This is a genomic window from Streptomyces sp. NPDC111516, from assembly GCF_055635345.1.
In genome coordinates this window covers 207,548-227,085 of sequence record NZ_JBVKBV010000008.1, presented here as the reverse complement: position 1 = coordinate 227,085, position 19,538 = coordinate 207,548, and the positions used below count along the sequence as shown (strand labels likewise).

The following is a 19,538-nucleotide window of genomic DNA, read 5'->3' as shown; positions in this document are numbered from 1 at the left end:
CCCACACGGGGGTGGACGACTTGTACACACGTACGACGCCGCCTCTTCCAGCGGTGAAGCGGAAACGCCCCGGGGGCGGGCCAGGAGACCCGGCCCCGGGGCGTCGGTGTTACGCGTCCTCGTCGTTGACCCAGCTCATGAGCTTGCGCAGCTCACGGCCGGTGGTCTCCAGGAGGTGGTCGCTGTCCGCCTTCTTGTACTCGTTGTACTTGGGCAGACCGTTGTGGTACTCGGCCATCCAGTTCTTGGCGAAGGTGCCGTCCTGGATCTCCGCGAGGACCTTCTTCATCTCGGCCTTGGTGGCGTCCGTGATGATCCGCGGGCCGGTGACGTAGTCGCCCCACTCGGCGGTCTCCGAGATGGACCAGCGCATCTTCTCCAGGCCGCCCTCGTACATGAGGTCCACGATGAGCTTCAGCTCGTGCAGGCACTCGAAGTACGCGATCTCCGGCTGGTAGCCGGCCTCGGTCAGGGTCTCGAAACCGGCCTTGACCAGGGCGGCGGTGCCACCGCAGAGGACGGCCTGCTCACCGAACAGGTCGGTCTCGGTCTCCTCGGTGAAGGTCGTCTTGATGACGCCGGCGCGGGTGCCGCCGATGCCCTTCGCGTACGACAGGGCGAGCGCCAGGCCATTGCCCGAGGCGTCCTGCTCGACGGCCACGATGCACGGAACGCCGCGGCCCTCCTCGTACTGACGGCGGACCAGGTGGCCCGGGCCCTTGGGGGCGACCATGCAGACGTCGACGCCGGCCGGCGGCTTGATGAAGTCGAAGCGGATGTTCAGGCCGTGACCGAAGAACAGCGCGTCGCCGTCCTTGAGGTTGTCCTTGATGGACTCCTCGTAGACCTGGGCCTGGATCGGGTCCGGGACCAGGATCATGATGACGTCGGCCTCGGCGGCGGCCTCGGACGGCGTCACCACGCGCAGGCCCTGCTCCTCCGCCTTCGCCTTGGACTTGGAGCCCTCGTGCAGACCGACACGGACGTCGACACCCGAGTCACGCAGCGACAGCGCGTGGGCGTGGCCCTGGCTGCCGTAGCCGATGACCGCGACCTTGCGGCCCTGGATGATGGACAGGTCGGCATCGTCGTCGTAGAACAGCTCGGCCACTGGGTTTCTCCTTGGTGTGCAGGTGTTGCTTCCCACCGTACGGCGGGGTGCGTCAGATACGTTTTCGGGTCTCGCCATACGAGCGGCGAGGCGGCTTTCGGGTCAGGCCGTACGGTCGAGGGCGCGCAGCGAACGGTCGGTGATCGAGCGCGCGCCGCGCCCTATGGCGATCGTGCCGGACTGGACCAGCTCCTTGATGCCGTACTGCTCCAGCATCTTGAGCATGGCCTCCAGCTTGTCGGCGCCGCCGGTCGCCTCGATCGTGACGGCCTCCGGGGAGACGTCCACGGTCTTGGCGCGGAAGAGCTGGACGATCTCGACGATCTGGGAGCGGGTCTCGTTGTCGGCGCGGACCTTCACCAGGACGAGCTCGCGCTGGATCGCAGCGGACGGCTCGAGTTCGACGATCTTCAGGACGTTCACCAGCTTGTTGAGCTGCTTGGTCACCTGCTCAAGAGGCAGGTCCTCGACATTGACGACGATGGTGATGCGCGAGATGTCGGGGTGTTCGGTGGTACCGACCGCGAGCGAGTCGATGTTGAAGCCGCGGCGGGAGAACAGCGCGGTGATCCGGGCGAGGACACCGGGCTTGTTCTCGACCAGGACGGAGAGCGTGTGCTTGGTGGACATGGAGTCGGTCTCTCTCTGTCTCTCAGTCGTCTTCGTTGTCGCCGAAGTCGGGGCGGACTCCGCGGGCGGCCATGACCTCGTCGTTGGAGGTGCCGGCGGCGACCATCGGCCACACCATGGCGTCCTCGTGGACGATGAAGTCGATCACGACGGGGCGGTCGTTGATGGAATTGGCCTCTTCGATGACCTTGTCCAGCTCGGCCGGGTCCTCGCAGCGGATCGCGTGGCAGCCCATTGCCTCGGACAGCTTGACGAAGTCCGGGACGCGGGTGCCCTTCGCCGGGATGCCCTCGGTGTCGGCACCGGAGTGCAGCACGGTGTTGGAGTACCGCTGGTTGTAGAACAGGGTCTGCCACTGGCGGACCATCCCGAGCGCACCGTTGTTGATGACGGCGACCTTGATCGGGATGTTGTTGAGCGCGCAGGTGGTGAGTTCCTGGTTGGTCATCTGGAAACAGCCGTCGCCGTCGATCGCCCAGACCGTACGGTCCGGCATGCCGGCCTTGGCACCCATCGCGGCCGGGACCGCGTACCCCATCGTTCCGGCGCCGCCGGAGTTCAGCCAGGTGGCGGGCTGCTCGTACTGGATGAAGTGCGAGGCCCACATCTGGTGCTGGCCGACGCCCGCCGCGAAGATCGTGCCCTCGGGGGCGAGCTCACCGATGCGCTGGATGACCTGCTGCGGCGAGAGGCTGCCGTCCTCGGGCAGGTCGTAGCCGAGCGGGTACGTCTCGCGCCAGCGGTTGAGGTCCTTCCACCAGGCTTCGTAGTCACCGACGTGACCTTCGGTGTGCTCGGCCTGGACGGCCTGGACCAGGTCGGCCAGGACCTCGCGGGCGTCGCCCACGATCGGCACGTCGGCCTCGCGGTTCTTGCCGATCTCGGCCGGGTCGATGTCGGCGTGGACGATCTTGGCGTACGGGGCGAAGCTGTCCAGCTTGCCGGTGACGCGATCGTCGAAACGGGCTCCGAGGGCGACGATCAGGTCGGCCTTCTGCAGCGCGGTGACGGCGGTGACCGCACCGTGCATGCCCGGCATTCCGACGTGCAGCGGGTGGCTGTCGGGGAATGCGCCGAGCGCCATCAGCGTGGTGGTGACGGGCGCTCCGGTGAGCTCCGCGAGGACCCTCAGTTCGGCGGTGGCCCCCGCCTTGATGACGCCTCCGCCGACGTACAGCACCGGGCGCTTGGCCTGGGTGATGAGCTTGGCGGCTTCGCGGATCTGCTTGGCGTGCGGCTTGGTGACCGGGCGGTAGCCGGGCAGGTCCAGGACGGGCGGCCAGCTGAACGTGGTCCGCGCCTGGAGGGCGTCCTTGGCGATGTCGACGAGGACGGGTCCCGGACGGCCGGAGGAGGCGATGTGGAATGCCTCGGCGATCGTGTGCGGGATGTCCTCGGCCCTGGTGACCAGGAAGTTGTGCTTGGTGACCGGCATGGTGATGCCGCAGATGTCGGCTTCCTGGAAGGCGTCCGTCCCGATCGCCTTGGAGGCGACCTGGCCGGTGATCGCGACCAGCGGGACGGAGTCCATGTGGGCGTCGGCGATCGGCGTGACCAGGTTGGTGGCTCCGGGGCCCGAGGTGGCCATGCAGACGCCGACCTTGCCGGTGGCCTGCGCGTAGCCGGTGGCGGCGTGCCCCGCGCCCTGCTCGTGGCGGACCAGCACATGACGGACCCGGGTGGAGTCCATCATCGGGTCGTACGCCGGAAGGATGGCGCCGCCGGGAATGCCGAATACCGTGTCGGCCCCCACCTCCTCGAGAGACCGGATGAGTGACTGCGCGCCCGTGACGTGCTCAACGGTGGCGGCGGACGATCCGCCGTTACGGGCCCGCGGCTGGGGATGGTGGGCCCCGGTGGCCTGCTCGGTCATCGGCATTCTCTTCTCGAAGCTGAGGGTTTTTGCGGGTGTCTTGCGGGTGCTTTGCGACGTTTTGCCTGGTGCCGGTGCAACAAAAAACCCCCCGTGCCGTGAGGCAAGCGAGGGGAGCACGTCGGTGTGGTCTGCAGAGCCTCAACGAGGGACTCTGCTTCAGCCGACGCGCTGTCCAAGTACGAGAATTCGGGTGCGCATGGCATTGACCATCCCTCCGACGCACACAAGGTGTCAAGTGGGCGGGACACGAGTCTCAGCATGTGAGCCGCTGAGGAGGGGGATCGAGCCGCCCGTCAGAACCGGCTGGGCGGTGCTGCCGTCGGGCACGGGGAACTCGCCGCGGACCAGCGCGCGGCGCAGCCGGTACTCGTCGAGCGGCCCGGAGAAGGCCATCCCCTGGCCGTGCGTACAGCCCATGGCGCGCAGCGCGAGGACCTGCTCCGGTACGTCGACCCCGTCGGCCACGGACTGCATGCCGAGGTCGCAGGCGATGCGCAGGAGGCCGCTGGTGATCTTGTGCAGCCGGGCGGATTCCACGATGCCCTCGACGAGACCGCGGTCCAGTTTCAGCACGTCGATGGGGAGCCGGCGAAGGGCGTTGATCGCGGCGTAGCCGTTGCCGAAGCCGTCGAGCGCGATGCGGACGCCGAGTCGGCGCAGGGCGACGAGACGCTGTTCGAGGTCGTCGAAGGAGATGCGGGGGTCGCTGTCGGAGACCTCGATCACGAGGGCCCCGGAGGGCAGGCTGTGGCGGGTGAGCAGCGTCTCGACGGAGCCGAACGGCATGCCCTTGTCGAGGAGCCTGCGGGCGGAGAGCCGTACGGCGACGGAGACCGGGTGGCCGGCCCTGGCCCGGTCGGCCGCCTGCTCGACGGCCTTTTCGAGGAGCCAGCGGCCGAGCTCGGCGGTGCGGTCACTGTCATCGGTGACGCGGAGGAATTCGGCCGGGGTGAACAGGATGCCCTGGGCGGAGCGCCAGCGGGCCTGGGCGGCGACGGCGGCGACCGTGCCGCTGGCGAGGTGCACGACGGGCTGGTGGAGCAGGGCGAACTCGCCGTCGCGCAGTGCGGTGCGCAGCCGGGCCGCCAGCTCGGAGCGGCGTACGACCTCGGCCTGCATCTGCGGGGCGTACAGCTCGACGCGGTCCTTGCCGCCGGCCTTGGCGCGGTACATGGCGAGGTCCGCGTTGCGCATGAGGTCGCCGGGGGTGATGCCGGGCTCGGCGAAGGCGGCCCCGATGGACGCGGCGACCCGGACCTCACCGGCGCCGATGCGGTACGGCTGGGAGAGCGTGAGGCGCAGCCGGTCGGCGATCTCGTGGACCTGGCATTCCCGGGCGGACTGGTCGCGGGTGCCGTCGCCGAGGATGATGGCCGCGAATTCGTCACCGCCGAGGCGGGCGGCGGTGTCGCCGGCCCGTACGGATTCGTGGAGGCGGCGGGCGGCCTGGACGAGGAGCTCGTCGCCCGCCTGGTGGCCGAGGCGGTCGTTGACCGCCTTGAAGCCGTCGAGGTCGATGAAGAGCACGGCGGTGCCCGGGTCTCCGGAGCGGCGGCCGCCGAGGGCCTGGCGGACCCGCTCGGTGAACAGGGCGCGGTTGGGCAGGTCGGTGAGCGGGTCGTGCTCGGCGTTGTGCTGCAACTGGGCCTGCAATCGCACCCGTTCGGTCACATCGCGGCTGTTGAGGATCAGACCGCCCTGGTGGCGGTTGACGGTGGATTCGACATTGAGCCAGTCGCCCGTACCGGATCTGAACCGGCACTCGATCCGGGTGGTGGGCTCCTCGGGCGGAGAGGCGGCGAGGAACCGGCGCACCTCGTGGACCACCCGGCCCAGGTCGTCGGGGTGGATGATCGAGGAGAGCTCGGCGCCGACGAGGTCTTCGGCGTCGCGCCCGTACACCCCTGTGGCGGCGGGGCTGACATAGCGCAGGACGCCGGTGGGGGCGGCGATCATGATGACGTCGCTGGAGCCCTGCACCAGGGAGCGGAAGTGGTTCTCCTTCTGCGCCAGTTCCTGGGTGAGGGCGATGTTGTCGACGAGCATGATGCCCTGCCGGACGACGAGGGCGAGCACCACTGCGCAGCCGGTGAAGACCACGACCCGGTCCACTCGGCGGCCTTCGATGACGTTGTAGAGAATGCCGAGGGTGCAGACGGCGGCGGCGAGATACGGCGTCAGCGCGGCCAGCGATCCGGCGACGGGGCGGCTGGTCGGCCGCGGCTCGCCCCGTGGCGGGAAGGCGTGCTCCGGTGCGTTGGCCGCACCCCAGGGGGCGTACGCGAGGAGCAGGGATCCGGCGAACCAGCCCGCGTCCAGCAACTGGCCGGAGTGGTAGGCCTGGCGCAGCAGGGGGGAGGTAAACAGGGCGTCGGACAGGACCGTCAGGGCGAGGGCGGCGATGGCGGTGTTCACCGCGGAGCGGTTGACGTTGGACCGCCGGAAGTGCAGGGCCAGCACCATGGAGACCAGCACGATGTCGAGCAGCGGATAGGCCAGCGAGAGGGCCGCGCGGGCCACGCTCGCACCCTCCGCGTCCACGAGGTGCGCCGTGTGGGCGAGGGCGAGGCTCCAGGAGAGCGTGAGGAGCGACCCGCCGATCAGCCAGGAGTCCAGCACGAGACAGACCCAGCCGGCTCGGGTCACGGGGCGTTTGGCGAGGACGAGCAGTCCGACGATGGCGGGCGGTGCGAAGCAGAGGTAGAAGGCGTCGGCGAGGGAGGGGCTGGGCACCTGGAGCCCGAGCAGGACCTCGTACCACCCCCAGACGGCATTGCCCCCGGCGGCCATCAGCGAGGAGAGCGAGAACAGCAGCCAGGCGGGCCGGCAGCGGTCGCCGCCGGCCCGCCCGTGGAGGAAGCAGGAGACCGCCGCGGCCAGCGCGGCGGCGCTGAGGCCGAAATCCCCCATGAACAGCGCGAGTTCCTTCGAACCCCAGCCGAGGGCGGCCCCGACCGCGTAACCCCCGCAGACGAGGCCGAGCAGGACCTGCGACACCAGCGAGGACGCGCCGCCGACGGTCGCCCGCCGGAAGAGGAGCGCCCCGAGGGCGCCGGTCGGCGCGCTCACCGTGACGCACCCGGCGACGGGTGCGCACGCACCCGGCGCCCCGCCGGGGCTCCCACCGCGATGCCCGGCACCGACGACGCTCGCCAGGTGGTCGGGCCGGTCCGCGTACGCCCGGCGCGAAGAAGCCCCTCAGCCGTGCGGTCACACGCGCCATGGATCGCGACGCCCGCTCTGCGGGCGCGGAGCGGAAAGGCCCGCGCTGCCGCGAGTCGCCGTCGACTGCCCCGCGGTGTCGGATCGTTCGTCCATCGGCCGTGCATCGCCCGTCCCCCTCGCGTGTTGCGTCCTCCCCGGCGCCGTCCCTTCCCCGGCGCAGCGCCCCTTTCGGGACGATACACCAGAGCAGTCACAGAGGGACATACCTTATCTACTCTCCGTGACGATCAGGGGAGTTTGTCGGTACGGTGCGCAGTCGAGCGGACCCGCAGCGTGGTCAGCCGGTCGTGCGTACGACGTTCCGCACCGGCTCCCCCGCGGCGAACCGGCTCAGCTGCCCGGCCACCAGACGCTTGGCGCGCGGCAGGAACGCCGAGGTGCTGCCGCCCACATGAGGGGTGATCAGGACGTTCGGAGCATGCCAGAGGGGATGGCCGGCGGGCAGCGGTTCCGGGTCGGTGACATCGAGAGCGGCGCGCAGCCGGCCGGACTCGAGTTCGAGCAGCAGCGACTTGGTGTCGACGACGCCGCCCCGTGCGACGTTCACGAGCAGCGCGCCGTCCGGCATCGCGGCGAGGAACTCCGCGCCCACCAGCCCTTGTGTGGACGGGTTCAGCGGGATGGACAGCACGACGACATCGACCTCGGGCAGGAGTGCGGGCAGGTCGTCGAGTGTGTGCACGGGGCCGCGTGCGGTTGTCCGCGCAGAGCGCGCGACGCGCGCGACCCGCGCGCACTCGAAGGGCGCGAGCCGGTCCTCGATGGCGGCGCCGATCGAGCCGTATCCCACGATCAGCACGGACTTGTCGGCGAGCGCGGGGTAGAAACCGGACCGCCACTCCTCCTTGTCCTGCCCGTGGACGAACCCGGGGAAGCCGCGCAGGGAGGCGAGGATCAGGGCGAGGGCGAGCTCCGCCGTCGACGCCTCGTGGACCCCCTTGGCGTTGCACAGCCGTACTCCGTCCGGCAACAGGCCGAGGCCCGGCTCGACATGATCGATGCCCGCGGTGAGCGTCTGCACGACCTGGACCTGTGCCATGCCGGCGAGCGGACGGACCGAGATCTCCGGACCCTTCATGTACGGCACGACGTAGAAGGCGCAGTCTGCCGGGTCGGCGGGGTAGTCCGGTCCGCCGTCCCAGAAGCGGTAGGCGAGGCCTTCGGGGAGCCCTTCGATCTCGTCGGCGGGAATCGGCAGCCATACGTCGGGAGTCTTCGTCGAAGTCATGGTCAGGAGGCTAGTGCCGTGACCGGCGATGTTTGCCCCGTAAGGAGCGTCGTCCGGTGCGTGCGATCGCAAGGCGTCCGGAAGTCCTTGGATGGGGTCTCCCCTGCTCGAACGAAGTTGAGAGCTTGGGGAAGGAGCTACCAGGGCTTTTGGCCAACGCGGCGAGCGTGCGTGCTGGGCGGCGCGACGGGGCAAAGCTTGCCGGGAGGGGCACTCATCGCCGGGAGGCTGCGCGAGGGAGGGCGATCGGCAGAGGTTACTTTGGGGTGCGTTGCGGTTCCGTGGCGGGGGCGGAAGGGTTGGGGGAGTTGGAGCGCAGGAGTCTCGGTGCGGCGGCGCTCGCCGTGGGGGCCGTCGGTCTCGGCTGCATGCCGATGAGCTGGGCGTACAGTGCGTCGCAGCAGCGCGGTGACCGTGCGTTGCGTGCGGTGCACGCCGCGCTCGACGCGGGCGTCCAACTGCTCGACACGGCCGACATGTACGGCCCCTTCACCAATGAGCTGCTGGTGGGCCGGGCGCTGAAGGACCGCAGGTCCGATGCCTTCGTCTCCACCAAGTGCGGGCTGCTGGTGGGCGATCAGCACATCGTCGCCAATGGTCGCCCCGGCTATGTGCGGCGGGCCTGTGACGCCTCGTTGCGGCGGCTGCAGACCGATGTGATCGATCTGTACCAGTTGCACCGGGCCGATCCCGAAGTACCGGTCGAGGAGACCTGGGGCGCGATGGCGGAGCTGGTGACCGCGGGAAAGGTGCGGGCTCTCGGGCTCTGTGCGGTCGGGGCGCGGGCCTCGCGCAGGCCGGGTGCCCGAATGTATGACGAAACGATTCGTCAGCTGGACCGGGTGCAGCAGGTCTTCCCGGTGAGCGCGGTGCAGGCCGAACTCTCGGTCTGGTCGCCCCAGGCGCTGGAGTCGTTGCTTCCGTGGTGCTCGGCGCGGGGTGTGGGGATGCTGGCGGCGATGCCGCTGGGGAACGGTTATCTGACGGGCACGCTGACCCCGGGGCAGGGCTTCGAGCCGGAGGACCTGCGGGCCAGGCATCCGCGGTTCACGGCCGAGATGATGGCGGCGAACCAGCCGGTGGTGGTCGGGTTGCGGCGCATCGCCGAGCGGCACGGGGCGACCGCGGCGCAGGTGGCGCTGGCCTGGGTGCTGCGGCAGGGGCCGCATGTGGTGCCGGTGCCGGGGACCAAGCGGGAGCGGTGGGCGGTGGAGAACGCGGGAGCGGCCGGACTGACGCTGACCGCACAGGATCTGCTGGAGATCGCCCGGCTGCCCGCCGCGCGGGGGTCGTGGGACTGACACCGACCCCGTCGACGGTCCCGTCTTCGGAATCAGCGATCGAGGGAATCGGCGGGTCCGGGGATCCCGGGGCGGGGCGGCGGTGTAAGAGACAGGAGTCAGGTGGCCGTCGAAGGGATCGGTGCTGTGCGCGGTGTTGGGTTCGGATCTGTACGAGGCCCTGCGGGGCGTGGGGGGTTTCGGGGGCTGCGTCGGCGCGCAGGCGTACGACGCGGGTCGGTGGCCGCGCTGGCCGCGGGCCTGCTGCTGACCGCGGGTTGTTCCTCCGGGGACGGTTCCGGCAGCGCGTCGGGCGTCGGCGACCTGCCGTCCCGCCCCGCCCCGGTCGCCTCGGGCCCGTCGGCCTCCCCGTCCCCGTCGGTCTCCCCGCCGCCCGCGAAGGGCTCGGTGAAGGTGGTCTCCACTCTCACCGAGGGCCTCGACTCGCCGTGGGGGCTGGCCGAGCTGCCGGGCGGCGATCTGCTGGTCTCCTCGCGCGACAAGGGAACGATCACCCGGATCGACGGGAAGAGCGGGAAGAAGACCCTGCTGGGCGCCGTGCCCGGGGTGTCGCCCGGTGGCGAGGGCGGGCTGCTGGGCATCGCGGTCTCCCCCACGTACGGTTCGGACCATCTGGTGTACGCGTACTTCACGACCGCGTCCGACAACCGCATCGCACGCATGCAGTACGACGAGAAGGGCACCACGCCGGGCCGGCTGCTGGGCGCCCCGGACACGATCCTCCGGGGCATCCCGAAGGGCTCGATCCACAACGGCGGGCGGATCGCCTTCGGCCCGGATCACATGCTGTACGCGGGCACCGGGGAGACGGGGGACCGCGAGCTCGCGCAGGACAAGAAGTCGCTGGCCGGCAAGATCCTGCGGATGACCCCCGACGGTCAGCCGCTGCACGGCAATCCGGAGGCCGACTCCGTGGTGTATTCGTACGGACACCGCAATGTGGAGGGGCTGGCCTGGGACGGACACAAGCAGCTGTGGGCGTCCGAATTCGGGCAGGACACCTGGGACGAGCTGAACCGGATCGTGCCGGGTGGGAATTACGGCTGGCCGGTGGTCGAGGGCAAGGCCGGGAAGAAGGGTTTCATCGATCCCGTGGCACAGTGGAAGCCCTCCGAGGCGTCCCCGAGCGGGATCGCCTTCGCCGAGGGTTCGATCTGGATGGCGGCCCTGCGCGGCGAGCGGCTCTGGCGGATTCCGTTGTCCGGCAGGACCGACGGGGAACTGGTTGCGGCCCCGCAAGCGTTCCTGAAAGGTACGTACGGCCGTCTGCGCACCGTGCTCGCCGCGGGCGGCAACAGGCTCTGGCTCGTCACGAGCAATACGGACACCCGTGGCACCCCGAAGCCGGGAGACGACAGGATCCTGGTGCTGGAGGTGCGGTAGCGGCTACAGCAGGCGAAAGGGCGTGCGGCCGGTGTTCAACTTCTTCGAGGAACTCTTCGCGCCGGGCCGCAAGCATGCCGCCGAGGAGCAGAAGCGGCTGGAGCTGACCCGGGTGGATCTCGGCGTCGGCGACCCGGGTCGCGGGCCGATAGACCTGGCCTCCGGGAAGGTGATCGTCAGGGCGCCCGGTGACTGCGGCGGTGCCGACAGCGACGGCGGTGCCGAGGCCGGTGCCGGCAGTGCTGGTGCCGACGGCCGCGAAAGGACTCCCGGGACGGACGTGCCGGACGGTCCGCAGTCCGGACCCGACGCCGGACCCGAGCAGGCTCCGGAGAGCGGCCCGCAGGCCTGACCGGGCCGGCGGCCTTGAAGGAACACTGCGGCGGCCGGTCAGGAGGTGCTCCGGGCGGCGGTGGCGGGGTAGAGGCGGAGCCGGTGGGCCAGGGCGGCCGCCTCGCCGCGGCTTGAGACGCCGAGCTTGGCGAGGATGTTGGAGACGTGCACGCTCGCGGTCTTGGGTGAGATGTACAGCTCCTCGGCGATCCGGCGGTTGGTGTGACCGGCGGCGACCAGTCGGTGCACATCCTGTTCGCGTCGCGTCAGCCCGAAGGACTCCACCGCCGCCGCGGCCGCCTCGCGCAGGTGGTCCGCGGCCCGCTCCCGGTCCGCTGCCTCGTCGGCGGTGGCGGCCTGGGCGGGGACGGTGACGGCGTCCGGTATCTCGTGGGCGGTGCCGTGGGCCGGGGCGCGGTCCGGGGCGGCAAGGGTGATGCGGGCGCGGCCGGCCAGCAGCTCGACGGCCTCGGTCAACGGGCGTGCGCCGAGCTTCCCGGCGGTGCGGTGGGCGTCACGCAGCAGGGTGGTGGCCGCGGGCCGGTCGCCGGAGGCGATGAGGAGGGCCTCGGCCCATCGTTGGTGGATCTGCGCCAGTTCGTACGGGCGGTGCAGCGGGGCGAAGGCAGTGGCGGCGCGGGACCAGTGGTCGGGGGTGTCGAGACCTTCGGCCCGGGCCAGTTCGGCGTCGACCAGGAGACCGTAGGCGGCCCAGACGGGGACGAGCATCGGCAGCCGCTTCAGGTGGGTCCGGACAGCGGCGAGGATCGCCGGCCGGCCGGGGTCGGCGGCGGGCAGGCCCCGGGCGTCGGCCTCGGCAGCGGCGGCGACATGGAGCAGCGGCAGGGCGTACCGCTGGGTGCCGGGCGGGAAGCCCCGTTCCGACTGGGCCTCGAACGCGGCCCGCGCCTCGGCGAGCCTGCCCTGCTGCGCGGCGAGAGTCATGGCATGCCGTACGGAGGGAATGACGTGCTGGAGCTGCGGGTCCCGGGTGCCGAAACAGCTTCGGGTCAGGTCGAGTTGAGTTTCGGCCTCGGCCAGGTCGCCCTGCACGAGGGCCAGCTCGGTACGGCATGAGGCGACGAGCCCTTGCGCCTTGCTGGACCGGGCGGCGCGGGCCGCCGCGTCGACCGTCGCCCTGCTCTCGTCCCAGTGGCCGAGGGAGAAGAGCGAGGCCGCCTGATTGCAACGGACCCATGCCTCCATGTCGGCGATGCCGTGGCTACGGCTGATCTCGATGCCGTGGTCCGCGGCGGCCACGGCCTCCAGGGAGCGGCCCATCGCTTCGAGGGTGGAGGGGAGGTCGATGCCGGCCCGGCTCATGATGCCTACCAGGTGCAGCTCATCGGCGCGGTCGCGGACGGCGTACATCTCGGCGATGCCTTCTTCGACGCTCCCGGCGTCGGCGGTGAGCCGGCCGCGGGTGAGCCGGGCGTGCAGTTCGGTGTACTCGTCGTCGACGAGCCGGGCGTACTCCACGGCCCGGTCGACGGCGAGCAGCGTCTCGGCGCCGGGGCGGTGCAGGGCGCCCCATCCCGCCACGCTCATCAGGACGTCGGCATGGACGACGGACGGGGGCAGTCCGCGGACGAGTTCCTGGGCGTTGGCCAGTTCCTGCCATCCGTCGCCCCGGGTGAGGTCCTGCATGAGCCGGGAGCGCTGGACCCAGAACCAGGCGGCGCGCAGCGGGTCGTCCTCGCCGTCCAGGACGCGCATGGCCTTCTTGGCGATGGCCAGGGCCCGTTCGCGGTCGCCGCCGAACCGGGCGGCGACGGTGGCCTCGGCCATGAGGTCGAGACAGCGCAGCGGGGTGGCGTCGGGGTCGCAGCTGCAGGCGGGGTAGCTCTCGGCGTAGTCGATGGGGCGCAGGGTGCTGCGTACCTCGTCGGGGGCGTCGTCCCACAGCTCCATCGCCCGTTCCAGCAGGCGGAGTTGCTCGGAGAACGCATAGCGGCGGCGGGCCTCGACCGAGGCCTTCAGTACGGCGGGCAGGGCCTTGGCCGCGTCGTGTGCGCCGTACCAGTAGCTGGCGAGCCGGGTGGCGCGTTCGCCGGCGCGGACGAGGGTGGGGTCGATCTCCAGGGCTTCCGCGTAGCGCCGGTTGAGCCGGGAGCGCTCGCCGGACAGCAGATCGTCGCTGACGGCCTCGCGGGCCAGGGAGTGCCGGAAGCGGTAGCCATTGCCCTCCCGGGTGGTGAGCAGCAGGTTGGCGTCGACGGCCGCCCGCAGTGCCTCGATGAGGTCGTCCTCGGCGAGCCGGGCGACCGCGGCCAGCAGCTCGTACTCGACGGCGGAACCGCCCTCGGCGACGATCCGGGCGATCTTCTGGGCGTTTTCCGGGAGCGCTTCGACGCGGACGAGCAGGAGATCGCGCAGCGAGTCGGAGAGCCGGGAGTGGTCGCCGCTCTCCAGGCTGCAGGCGAGTTCCTCGACGAAGAAGGCGTTGCCGTCGGACCGTTCGAAGATCTCGTCCACGAGGGCGGCCTCGGGAGTGGTGGCGAGGATGCCGGTGAGCTGGCGGCGGACCTCGGCGCGGTTGAAGCGGGCGAGTTCGATCCGGCGGACGGTGCGAAGCCGGTCCAGCTCGGCCAGGAGGGGGCGCAGGGGGTGGCGGCGGTGTATGTCGTCGGAACGGTAGGTGCCGATCACGACGAGGCGACCGCTGCGCACGGTGCGGAAGAGATAGGCGAGGAGATGGCGGGTGGAGGCGTCGGCCCAGTGCAGGTCCTCCAGGACGAGGACGACCGTGCGCTGCGCGGAGATCCGCTCCAGGAGTCTCGCGGTGAGTTCGAAGAGGCGGGCGGTGCTGTGCTCGTCGGTCGCGTCCCGGTCGGCCTCGCCGAGCTCGGGGAGCAGCCGGGCCAGTTCGCCCTCCTGCCCGGCGCAGGCGGCCGCCATCTCGTCGGGCAGGGTGCTGCGCAGGACGCGCAGCACGGTGGAGAACGGGGCGTAGGGCAGCCCGTCCGCGCCGATCTCCACGCAGCCGCCGACGGCGACGACGGCCTCGCGGCGCACCGCCGCCGTGCGGAACTCCTCGACCAGCCGGGTCTTGCCGACGCCCGCCTCGCCGCCGATGAGCAGCGCCTGCGGCTCGCCGCCGGGGCCGTCGGCCCGGCCGGTGCCCTCGCCGGTGGCGCGGGTGAGCGCATCGACGAGCAAGGCGAATTCACCTGCGCGGCCGACGAATACGGGACTGACGGACCTGGTCTCCACGTCGCCGAGCATCGCACACGGGTCCGCCCCAGCGGGCCCCGTGATCTGGTCGTCGGGATCGCTCGGCGGCGTCACGCGGCCGCTGGGTGTTCTGTCCGGGGAGGTTGTGGACAGGTGATGCAGGTCTCGGCTGAGAGATCTTGAAATGGGTGAGGGTCTTTGTGGGGTGCTCGTCGGTGTCGTAGCGTTCGGGGCCGGGACCGCGGTCCAGGCATTGCCCGCGTGTCACAGGCGCTCGGGTCGCCACGCACGGCGCCGCTGTGCGGACGCTGATCACGGAGGCGATCTTGACGGCCTCCCGGTGGCCGCCGCCGAGAATCCGGTCGGGCCCGTTGGGTGCGGTCAGAGTGCCTGGTCCGTGACGACGAGCATGCGAGCCCTCGAGGCCTAGCAGACACACGGTGGCAGACTGACGGCACAGCGAAGCTCCGGGTGATGCAGGCGACTTGGTAGGTCACCGGCGTCAACCGGAGCTTCGTTGCCTGGGTGGCTGTCCGTCAGAGCACCGTCACACTGCTGTGACCAGCGCGGACCGCGGATCGACAGGACTTTGAAACTGCCCTGGTTGCATCGCTACTTGGCGTGGATGCCGGCATTGTTCATCACGTCTCGTGCGCCGGACGGCCAGTTGTCGCCACTGACCAGCGTCGTACCCGTGATCACGTCGCCCCGTGAACCGTTGGTGGCGTTGGTAGCGCTGACGTTGGTCCAGTTGTCGGTCGCCGTGATGTCCCCGGTCTTGTTCGTGGCACCGGCGTTCTGTATGAGCCAGTGGCTACCAACGGAGTCGAGGACATTGTTGCTTGCGGTGTAGAAACGGGATCCCTCGTCGAAATAGAGGCCGTAGTTGCCACCATTGCGACAGTAGTTGCGGTCGATCGTGGTCCCTGGGCTTGCCGAGAGGGTGTAGACGCAGCCACCGTCACCCATCTGCTGCATGAAGTCGTGGACGTAGTTGCCCGCGATGTGGTTGTTCTTGGCGGTGGTGGCGGTGTCATAGATGGGTTGGAAGTCGTAGGTGCCACGATCGACGTATTCCTGAGCGCCGCCCGGGTCGTTGATACCCCAGCCGTAGCCGAGGTTGATGCCACTGTACGGCTGGTTGTAGACCTCGTTGTGGCTGATCGTGGTGTTGGTGGTGTAGGTGGCGAGTATTCCGGCGGAGTCCCGGTAGTCGATGCCGTTGTCGTGCACCGAGTTGTTGCTGACGGTGATGTTCTTGTTGGTCATCCGGCTGTCGCTGGGGTGGTGCGCGTCCGCCTGGACGCCGCCGGCCACGATCGCGCCGCCCGCGTTCCGCGTGAAGAGGGAGCCCGCGACCGTGATATCACTCGCGCCCAGGCCGACGCCGGTCGCGTGCGCGTTGGCGTCCTGACCGATGCCCAGGCCGTACTGGCCGAGTTGGGTGAAGTCGTCCCGGGTGAAGGCGATGTGGTGGGCTGCCGAGACCTGGATCGCGGCGGGCATCTGATGGTGCCCGAGCTGCCGCGTGCCCTCGAAGAGCCGACAGCCGGTCGCGCAGGAGGTCAGCGCGTCGGACGGGCGCTCCCAGGTGCCGTGGAGGAACGTGCCGGTCTGCTGGTTGGCGTAACCCTGGTTGCTGCTCGGCCCGAGCCAGCTGGTGTGGGAGAACTGCAGGCCGTCGAAGGACAGGTTGTGCGCCGGTGCGTCGTAGGTCCCGCCGACACGGATGAGCGACTGCAGCCGCGGCAGCTCGACGTCGACGCTTTGCATGTTCTGCCCGTCGAGCGGCTTGTAGTAGAGCGTGCCGGTGGTCTTGTTGAGGTACCACTCCCCAGCAGAGTCCAGGAACTCGTAGGCGTTCTCCAGGAAGAACGGTCCTTTCCGGAACGGGTGCTGCAGCGTGTCCCACCCCCACGTGTTGTTGTCCCAGGCGGGTTGCTGCATCGTCAGCGTGTTGCCGCTGATCTCCTGCACCGGGCTGTACCGGTCGGTCCAGGTGTTGATGGCGTGCAGTTCGACGCGCTTCTGGTCGGCCAGGTCGTTCAGGTAGCCCAACGCGCTGTTGGTGAAACTCATGCCGGTTGTGGTGATGGTGAAGTCCGACCGGTTGACCTGGGTCCGGGCCCGGGGCGCGGGCACGTCGTCGACATAGAGTTGCCGGCTGTCGAATCCGGCACGGACATCGGCCTTCCAGATGTTCTTGCCGGAGTCGGCGAGCTTCCAGCCGGTCACCCGCTGCCCGCCCGAGACAACGGGGTGGGCGTCGGGAGCCGCCTGCCAGATGACATCGTGACCGTTGGTACCGGAGTCGGCTTCGGTGAACGTGAGCGGCTCGGACAGGCCGTACGTCCCGTCCGCCAGCTGCACCACGATGTCACGTTGCATGTCCGCGTTGAGTTCGCGGACCCTGGCCTTCGCCTGGGTGATGGAGCACGGCTTCGCGGCGGAGCAACCGGCAGCGGTCCCGGACGGCGCGACGTAGATGGTTTTCGGCACGCCCGCCGCGGCGGCGGCCATCTGGCCGGGCAGCACGACGCCGACGAACGTGCCGACGCCGACGGCTAGCGCGGCGACCCGGCGAGCGCGGCGCGCTGGGTTGATGAGACGAGACATTTGCGGCTCCTTTCGATATCTGACTGATGTCGTGTCAAGGGTGTTCGGCGTACCGCGGTGCGGCCGGCCGCCGCATGCCCGTGGAGTGAAGGCCCGGGCATCACTACTGGATGGTCCGGTTCTGGTTGGGCTGGTTCAGCGCCGTCCTCTGGTCGACGGTGGCACCGTCGGTGGTCGAGGAACCGGCGACGTCCAGGACCTGCTTGCTCTCGAAGTTGCGGTGATCCATCCATCGCTGGCCGGTTCGAAGTACCAGAGCTGGTTGTTGCCGCCGTGGTAGGTCCACTGATGCAACGGTGTTCCCCTGGAATGCGACCCACCGGCTCCGGAGTCAACCCCGGAAGGACTTCCGGAGCCGGCCACTAAACCACTAAGACCGACCGGCAAATGGGGGGTGGGAGAAGGAGCGGGGGTGGGTGCGTGCAGCTGCAACGCGGAGGAGGGAGGCGGATGGGGTCTCCCCTGCTCGAACGCAGCTGAGAGCTTGGGGAAGGAGCGTTGTCGACTGACGACAACGCCGCAGATGTGCGTGCCCACCCCCGCGACGCCGCCCCTCATTTGCCGGTCGGTCTAAGCCCCGCTCCGGCAGAGTTCGGGAGCCGCGTCGCTTGGCGAAAGCAGGTCTGCGTAGTCAGGCTCGAGCCCGGAGTTCGCAGCGATCCGGCATGCCGTAGGCGGCCACTCACCGTTCTGCACGACGGCGTTGTTCTTCACCGTGATCCTCGAGCCGTTGTTCCGCATGAATGGCTGGTCGGTGTAGTTATCGGCAACGAGAAGGTCGTGAATCGAGGATGTCCACATGTGAAGCCAGGCAGGAACATCTTGCACGACGTTGTCTGTCCATTCCTGAGAGGCGCTGGCTTCATCCGGGTAAAGGCCAGCGTAATCGTCTGCGACATGATCAATGTAGTTGCCGCTGATCTGTGTCCCAGGCATCGCCGAGAGAGTGTAGATGCCGCCGCCGTCGCGTAGCGTCTTCATCACGTCGAATATCCGGTTGCCGCGTATCTGATTGTCGCGGCTGGTGGTCGGCGTGTCGTAGACGGGCAAACCATTATTGCCCGGGTAGTTGGGGTTTCCGCCCGCGTCGAACAGACCCCAGCCCCAGCCGACGGAGATTCCGGTGTAGGGGAGGTCGAACACCTCATTGTGCGCGACCGTGGTGTGCGTGGTGTACCCGACGAAGATTCCGACCCCGTCCGCATTCTCGACGCCGACTCTGGCAACCACGTTATTGCTGACGGTGTTGTCTTTGACGATCTGTCGTGGGTCGGCGGGATGGTGGTCCACCTTCATGGCGCCGCCGACCTGGATGCCGGTCGAGGAGATGTCCTCGAAGCGGTTCCCCACGACCTGGCTGCCTTGACTACCGGTTTCGAGATTGACACCGGCCGCACCGAGATGGGTGAACGTGTTACGGCGCAACTCGATTCCCCGCGCGTTCTGGAAAACCAGCGCTGCCGGCGTCTGAACCCAATTCGGCATGGTTTGATTGAAGACGGGGTTGTCGGAGCCTACGATCCGGAAACCCGCCTGGACCATGGCATAGCCCTCGTCAGTGTTCGGCGCCAGCCACGTGGCGTGCGCGAATGTGAGTCCCTCGAACCGCACATCGCGCAGAGGCTCGTCCGACGTTCCCTCCCCACGCACCAACGTCTGCAGGACGGGCGCCACGACATCGGCGGTGGACATGTCCTTGTCGGCCTTGGGGATGTAGTACAGCCGGCCAGCCCGCCTGTCGAGGTACCACTCGCCCGGCTGGTCAAGCAGGTCATAGGCGTTCTCGATCCAGGACGGCTGCCCCATGCCGATCTGCAGGTTCGCGTTGTGCCAGCAGGGCTGCTGCATGGTGATCGCGGTCCCCTCGACGGAAGCGACCGGGCAGCGGAATTGCTTCCAGTCCCGCCGGCTGACCACCTCGATGTCCGATGGGTTCCGCCACGACGCCATCGTCGCGTCGGGCGCGATGTAGCCGGTGCTCGTCTTGGTGAAGCCCTGCGGGTTCATCGGGCCGCGGGCGCGGGTCTCACGCCTGCCATCCACGTACAGCTGGCGCGTCTCGAGGTCGCCGACGTCGGCCGCCCAGATCTTCTTCGTCCGGTCGACGAGGTGCCAGCCGGTGATCTGGCGTCCCCCGCTGACGACCGGGTGTTGGCCGGGCACGTTGCGCCAGATCACGTGGTGCCCGTTCCTGCCGCTGTCGCGGGGGTCGAAGTCCAAAGGACGGGTCAAGCGGTAGGTTCCGCCGTACAAGGAAACGGTCACGTCCTTCGCCGCGGCCACGTACGGGTTGACCGCTCGGACCGCCTGCTGGGCCCGCTCCAGCGTTCGGAACGGTTTGTCCGGCGTACCAACGTTCGTGTCGCTGCCGTTGGGCGCGACATAGAAGTCCGTCCGTCCCTCGCCCACCACCGGATCGGGGCTCGGTACCGCCGACGCAACGCTCACGGCCGTGAGGCCCACGAGCACACTCGTGATGCACACGGTCCAGCATCTATGAACTGTCCTGCGTATGGAGACCATCGTGCGAGTTCCTTTCCTGTGCACTTTCGGCTCCTTCCTTGCCCGGCTGCGCATGACGTTGCGCAGCCGAAAATCTCATCCGCCCAGCTCAGGCGGCATGTTGGTGCTCTTGGAGGGTGCTACCGAGTCGTTGCCGGC

The 19,538-nt window shown here is 69.4% G+C and carries 12 protein-coding genes; 3 read left to right on the top strand and 9 right to left on the bottom strand.

The genetic code is table 11. From position 1 onward, the window contains the following. Window positions 1-109: 109 nt before the first annotated feature. The 5 genes from ilvC to ACZ7L9_RS18180 form a co-directional block, all read right to left on the bottom strand. Window positions 110-1,111: a ketol-acid reductoisomerase gene (ilvC, locus tag ACZ7L9_RS18200; protein ID WP_361447182.1), complete on the bottom strand. Its 1,002-nt coding sequence runs from the start codon at window positions 1,109-1,111 to the stop codon at window positions 110-112. Window positions 1,112-1,213: 102 nt separating this feature from the next. Continuing rightward, a complete protein-coding gene (gene ilvN / locus ACZ7L9_RS18195; protein WP_018553223.1) occupies window positions 1,214-1,741 on the bottom strand; it encodes an acetolactate synthase small subunit in 528 nt (175 codons plus the stop codon). A 22-nt stretch (window positions 1,742-1,763) separates the two neighbouring features. Beyond that, window positions 1,764-3,620, bottom strand: coding sequence for an acetolactate synthase large subunit (locus ACZ7L9_RS18190; RefSeq protein WP_471416158.1), 1,857 nt, complete (start codon window positions 3,618-3,620; stop codon window positions 1,764-1,766). Window positions 3,621-3,848: 228 nt separating this feature from the next. After that, window positions 3,849-6,686 (bottom strand): putative bifunctional diguanylate cyclase/phosphodiesterase, encoded by a 2,838-nt coding sequence (locus ACZ7L9_RS18185; RefSeq protein ID WP_471416157.1) that lies wholly within the window; start codon window positions 6,684-6,686, stop codon window positions 3,849-3,851. 433 nt (window positions 6,687-7,119) lie between these two features. Further along, window positions 7,120-8,070, bottom strand: a complete 951-nt coding sequence (locus tag ACZ7L9_RS18180) for a 2-hydroxyacid dehydrogenase (RefSeq protein WP_471416156.1) — start codon at window positions 8,068-8,070, stop codon at window positions 7,120-7,122. A 344-nt stretch (window positions 8,071-8,414) separates the two neighbouring features. Here ACZ7L9_RS18180 and ACZ7L9_RS18175 point away from each other — a divergent pair, with 344 nt between their 5' ends. The 3 genes from ACZ7L9_RS18175 (at window position 8,415) to ACZ7L9_RS18165 (ending at window position 11,106) form a co-directional block, all read left to right on the top strand. Beyond that, complete coding sequence (locus tag ACZ7L9_RS18175) at window positions 8,415-9,371, top strand: aldo/keto reductase (RefSeq protein ID WP_471416253.1); 957 nt, start codon at window positions 8,415-8,417, stop codon at window positions 9,369-9,371. 219 nt (window positions 9,372-9,590) lie between these two features. Then, window positions 9,591-10,754, top strand: a complete 1,164-nt coding sequence (locus ACZ7L9_RS18170; RefSeq protein WP_471416155.1) for a PQQ-dependent sugar dehydrogenase — start codon at window positions 9,591-9,593, stop codon at window positions 10,752-10,754. Between the two features lie 31 nt (window positions 10,755-10,785). Next, window positions 10,786-11,106: a DUF6191 domain-containing protein gene (locus ACZ7L9_RS18165; RefSeq protein ID WP_471416252.1), complete on the top strand. Its 321-nt coding sequence runs from the start codon at window positions 10,786-10,788 to the stop codon at window positions 11,104-11,106. Window positions 11,107-11,144: 38 nt separating this feature from the next. On the opposite strand, the gene ACZ7L9_RS18160 is transcribed toward ACZ7L9_RS18165, so the two are convergent. The 4 genes from ACZ7L9_RS18160 to ACZ7L9_RS18145 all read right to left on the bottom strand — a co-directional run bounded on the left by ACZ7L9_RS18160 (window position 11,145) and on the right by ACZ7L9_RS18145 (window position 19,325). Further along, complete coding sequence (locus ACZ7L9_RS18160) at window positions 11,145-14,312, bottom strand: helix-turn-helix transcriptional regulator (RefSeq protein WP_471416251.1); 3,168 nt, start codon at window positions 14,310-14,312, stop codon at window positions 11,145-11,147. Window positions 14,313-14,873: 561 nt separating this feature from the next. Next, a complete protein-coding gene (locus ACZ7L9_RS18155; protein WP_471416154.1) occupies window positions 14,874-16,877 on the bottom strand; it encodes a right-handed parallel beta-helix repeat-containing protein in 2,004 nt (667 codons plus the stop codon). Between the two features lie 103 nt (window positions 16,878-16,980). Beyond that, window positions 16,981-17,106, bottom strand: a complete 126-nt coding sequence (locus ACZ7L9_RS18150) for an RICIN domain-containing protein (protein ID WP_471416153.1) — start codon at window positions 17,104-17,106, stop codon at window positions 16,981-16,983. Window positions 17,107-17,447: 341 nt separating this feature from the next. Further along, window positions 17,448-19,325, bottom strand: a complete 1,878-nt coding sequence (locus tag ACZ7L9_RS18145; RefSeq protein ID WP_471416152.1) for a right-handed parallel beta-helix repeat-containing protein — start codon at window positions 19,323-19,325, stop codon at window positions 17,448-17,450. Window positions 19,326-19,538 lie beyond the last annotated feature (213 nt).

What these genes read in the sequence shown, in the direction of transcription:
- ilvN (WP_018553223.1), bottom strand. Translation starts at nt 1,741, where the DNA reads ATGTCCACCAAGCACACGCTCTCCGTCCTGGTCGAGAACAAGCCCGGT.
- ACZ7L9_RS18190 (WP_471416158.1), bottom strand. Translation starts at nt 3,620, where the DNA reads ATGCCGATGACCGAGCAGGCCACCGGGGCCCACCATCCCCAGCCGCGG.
- ACZ7L9_RS18180 (WP_471416156.1), bottom strand. Translation starts at nt 8,070, where the DNA reads ATGACTTCGACGAAGACTCCCGACGTATGGCTGCCGATTCCCGCCGAC.
- ACZ7L9_RS18160 (WP_471416251.1), bottom strand. Translation starts at nt 14,312, where the DNA reads ATGCTCGGCGACGTGGAGACCAGGTCCGTCAGTCCCGTATTCGTCGGC.
- ACZ7L9_RS18155 (WP_471416154.1), bottom strand. Translation starts at nt 16,877, where the DNA reads ATGTCTCGTCTCATCAACCCAGCGCGCCGCGCTCGCCGGGTCGCCGCG.
- ACZ7L9_RS18150 (WP_471416153.1), bottom strand. Translation starts at nt 17,106, where the DNA reads ATGGATCACCGCAACTTCGAGAGCAAGCAGGTCCTGGACGTCGCCGGT.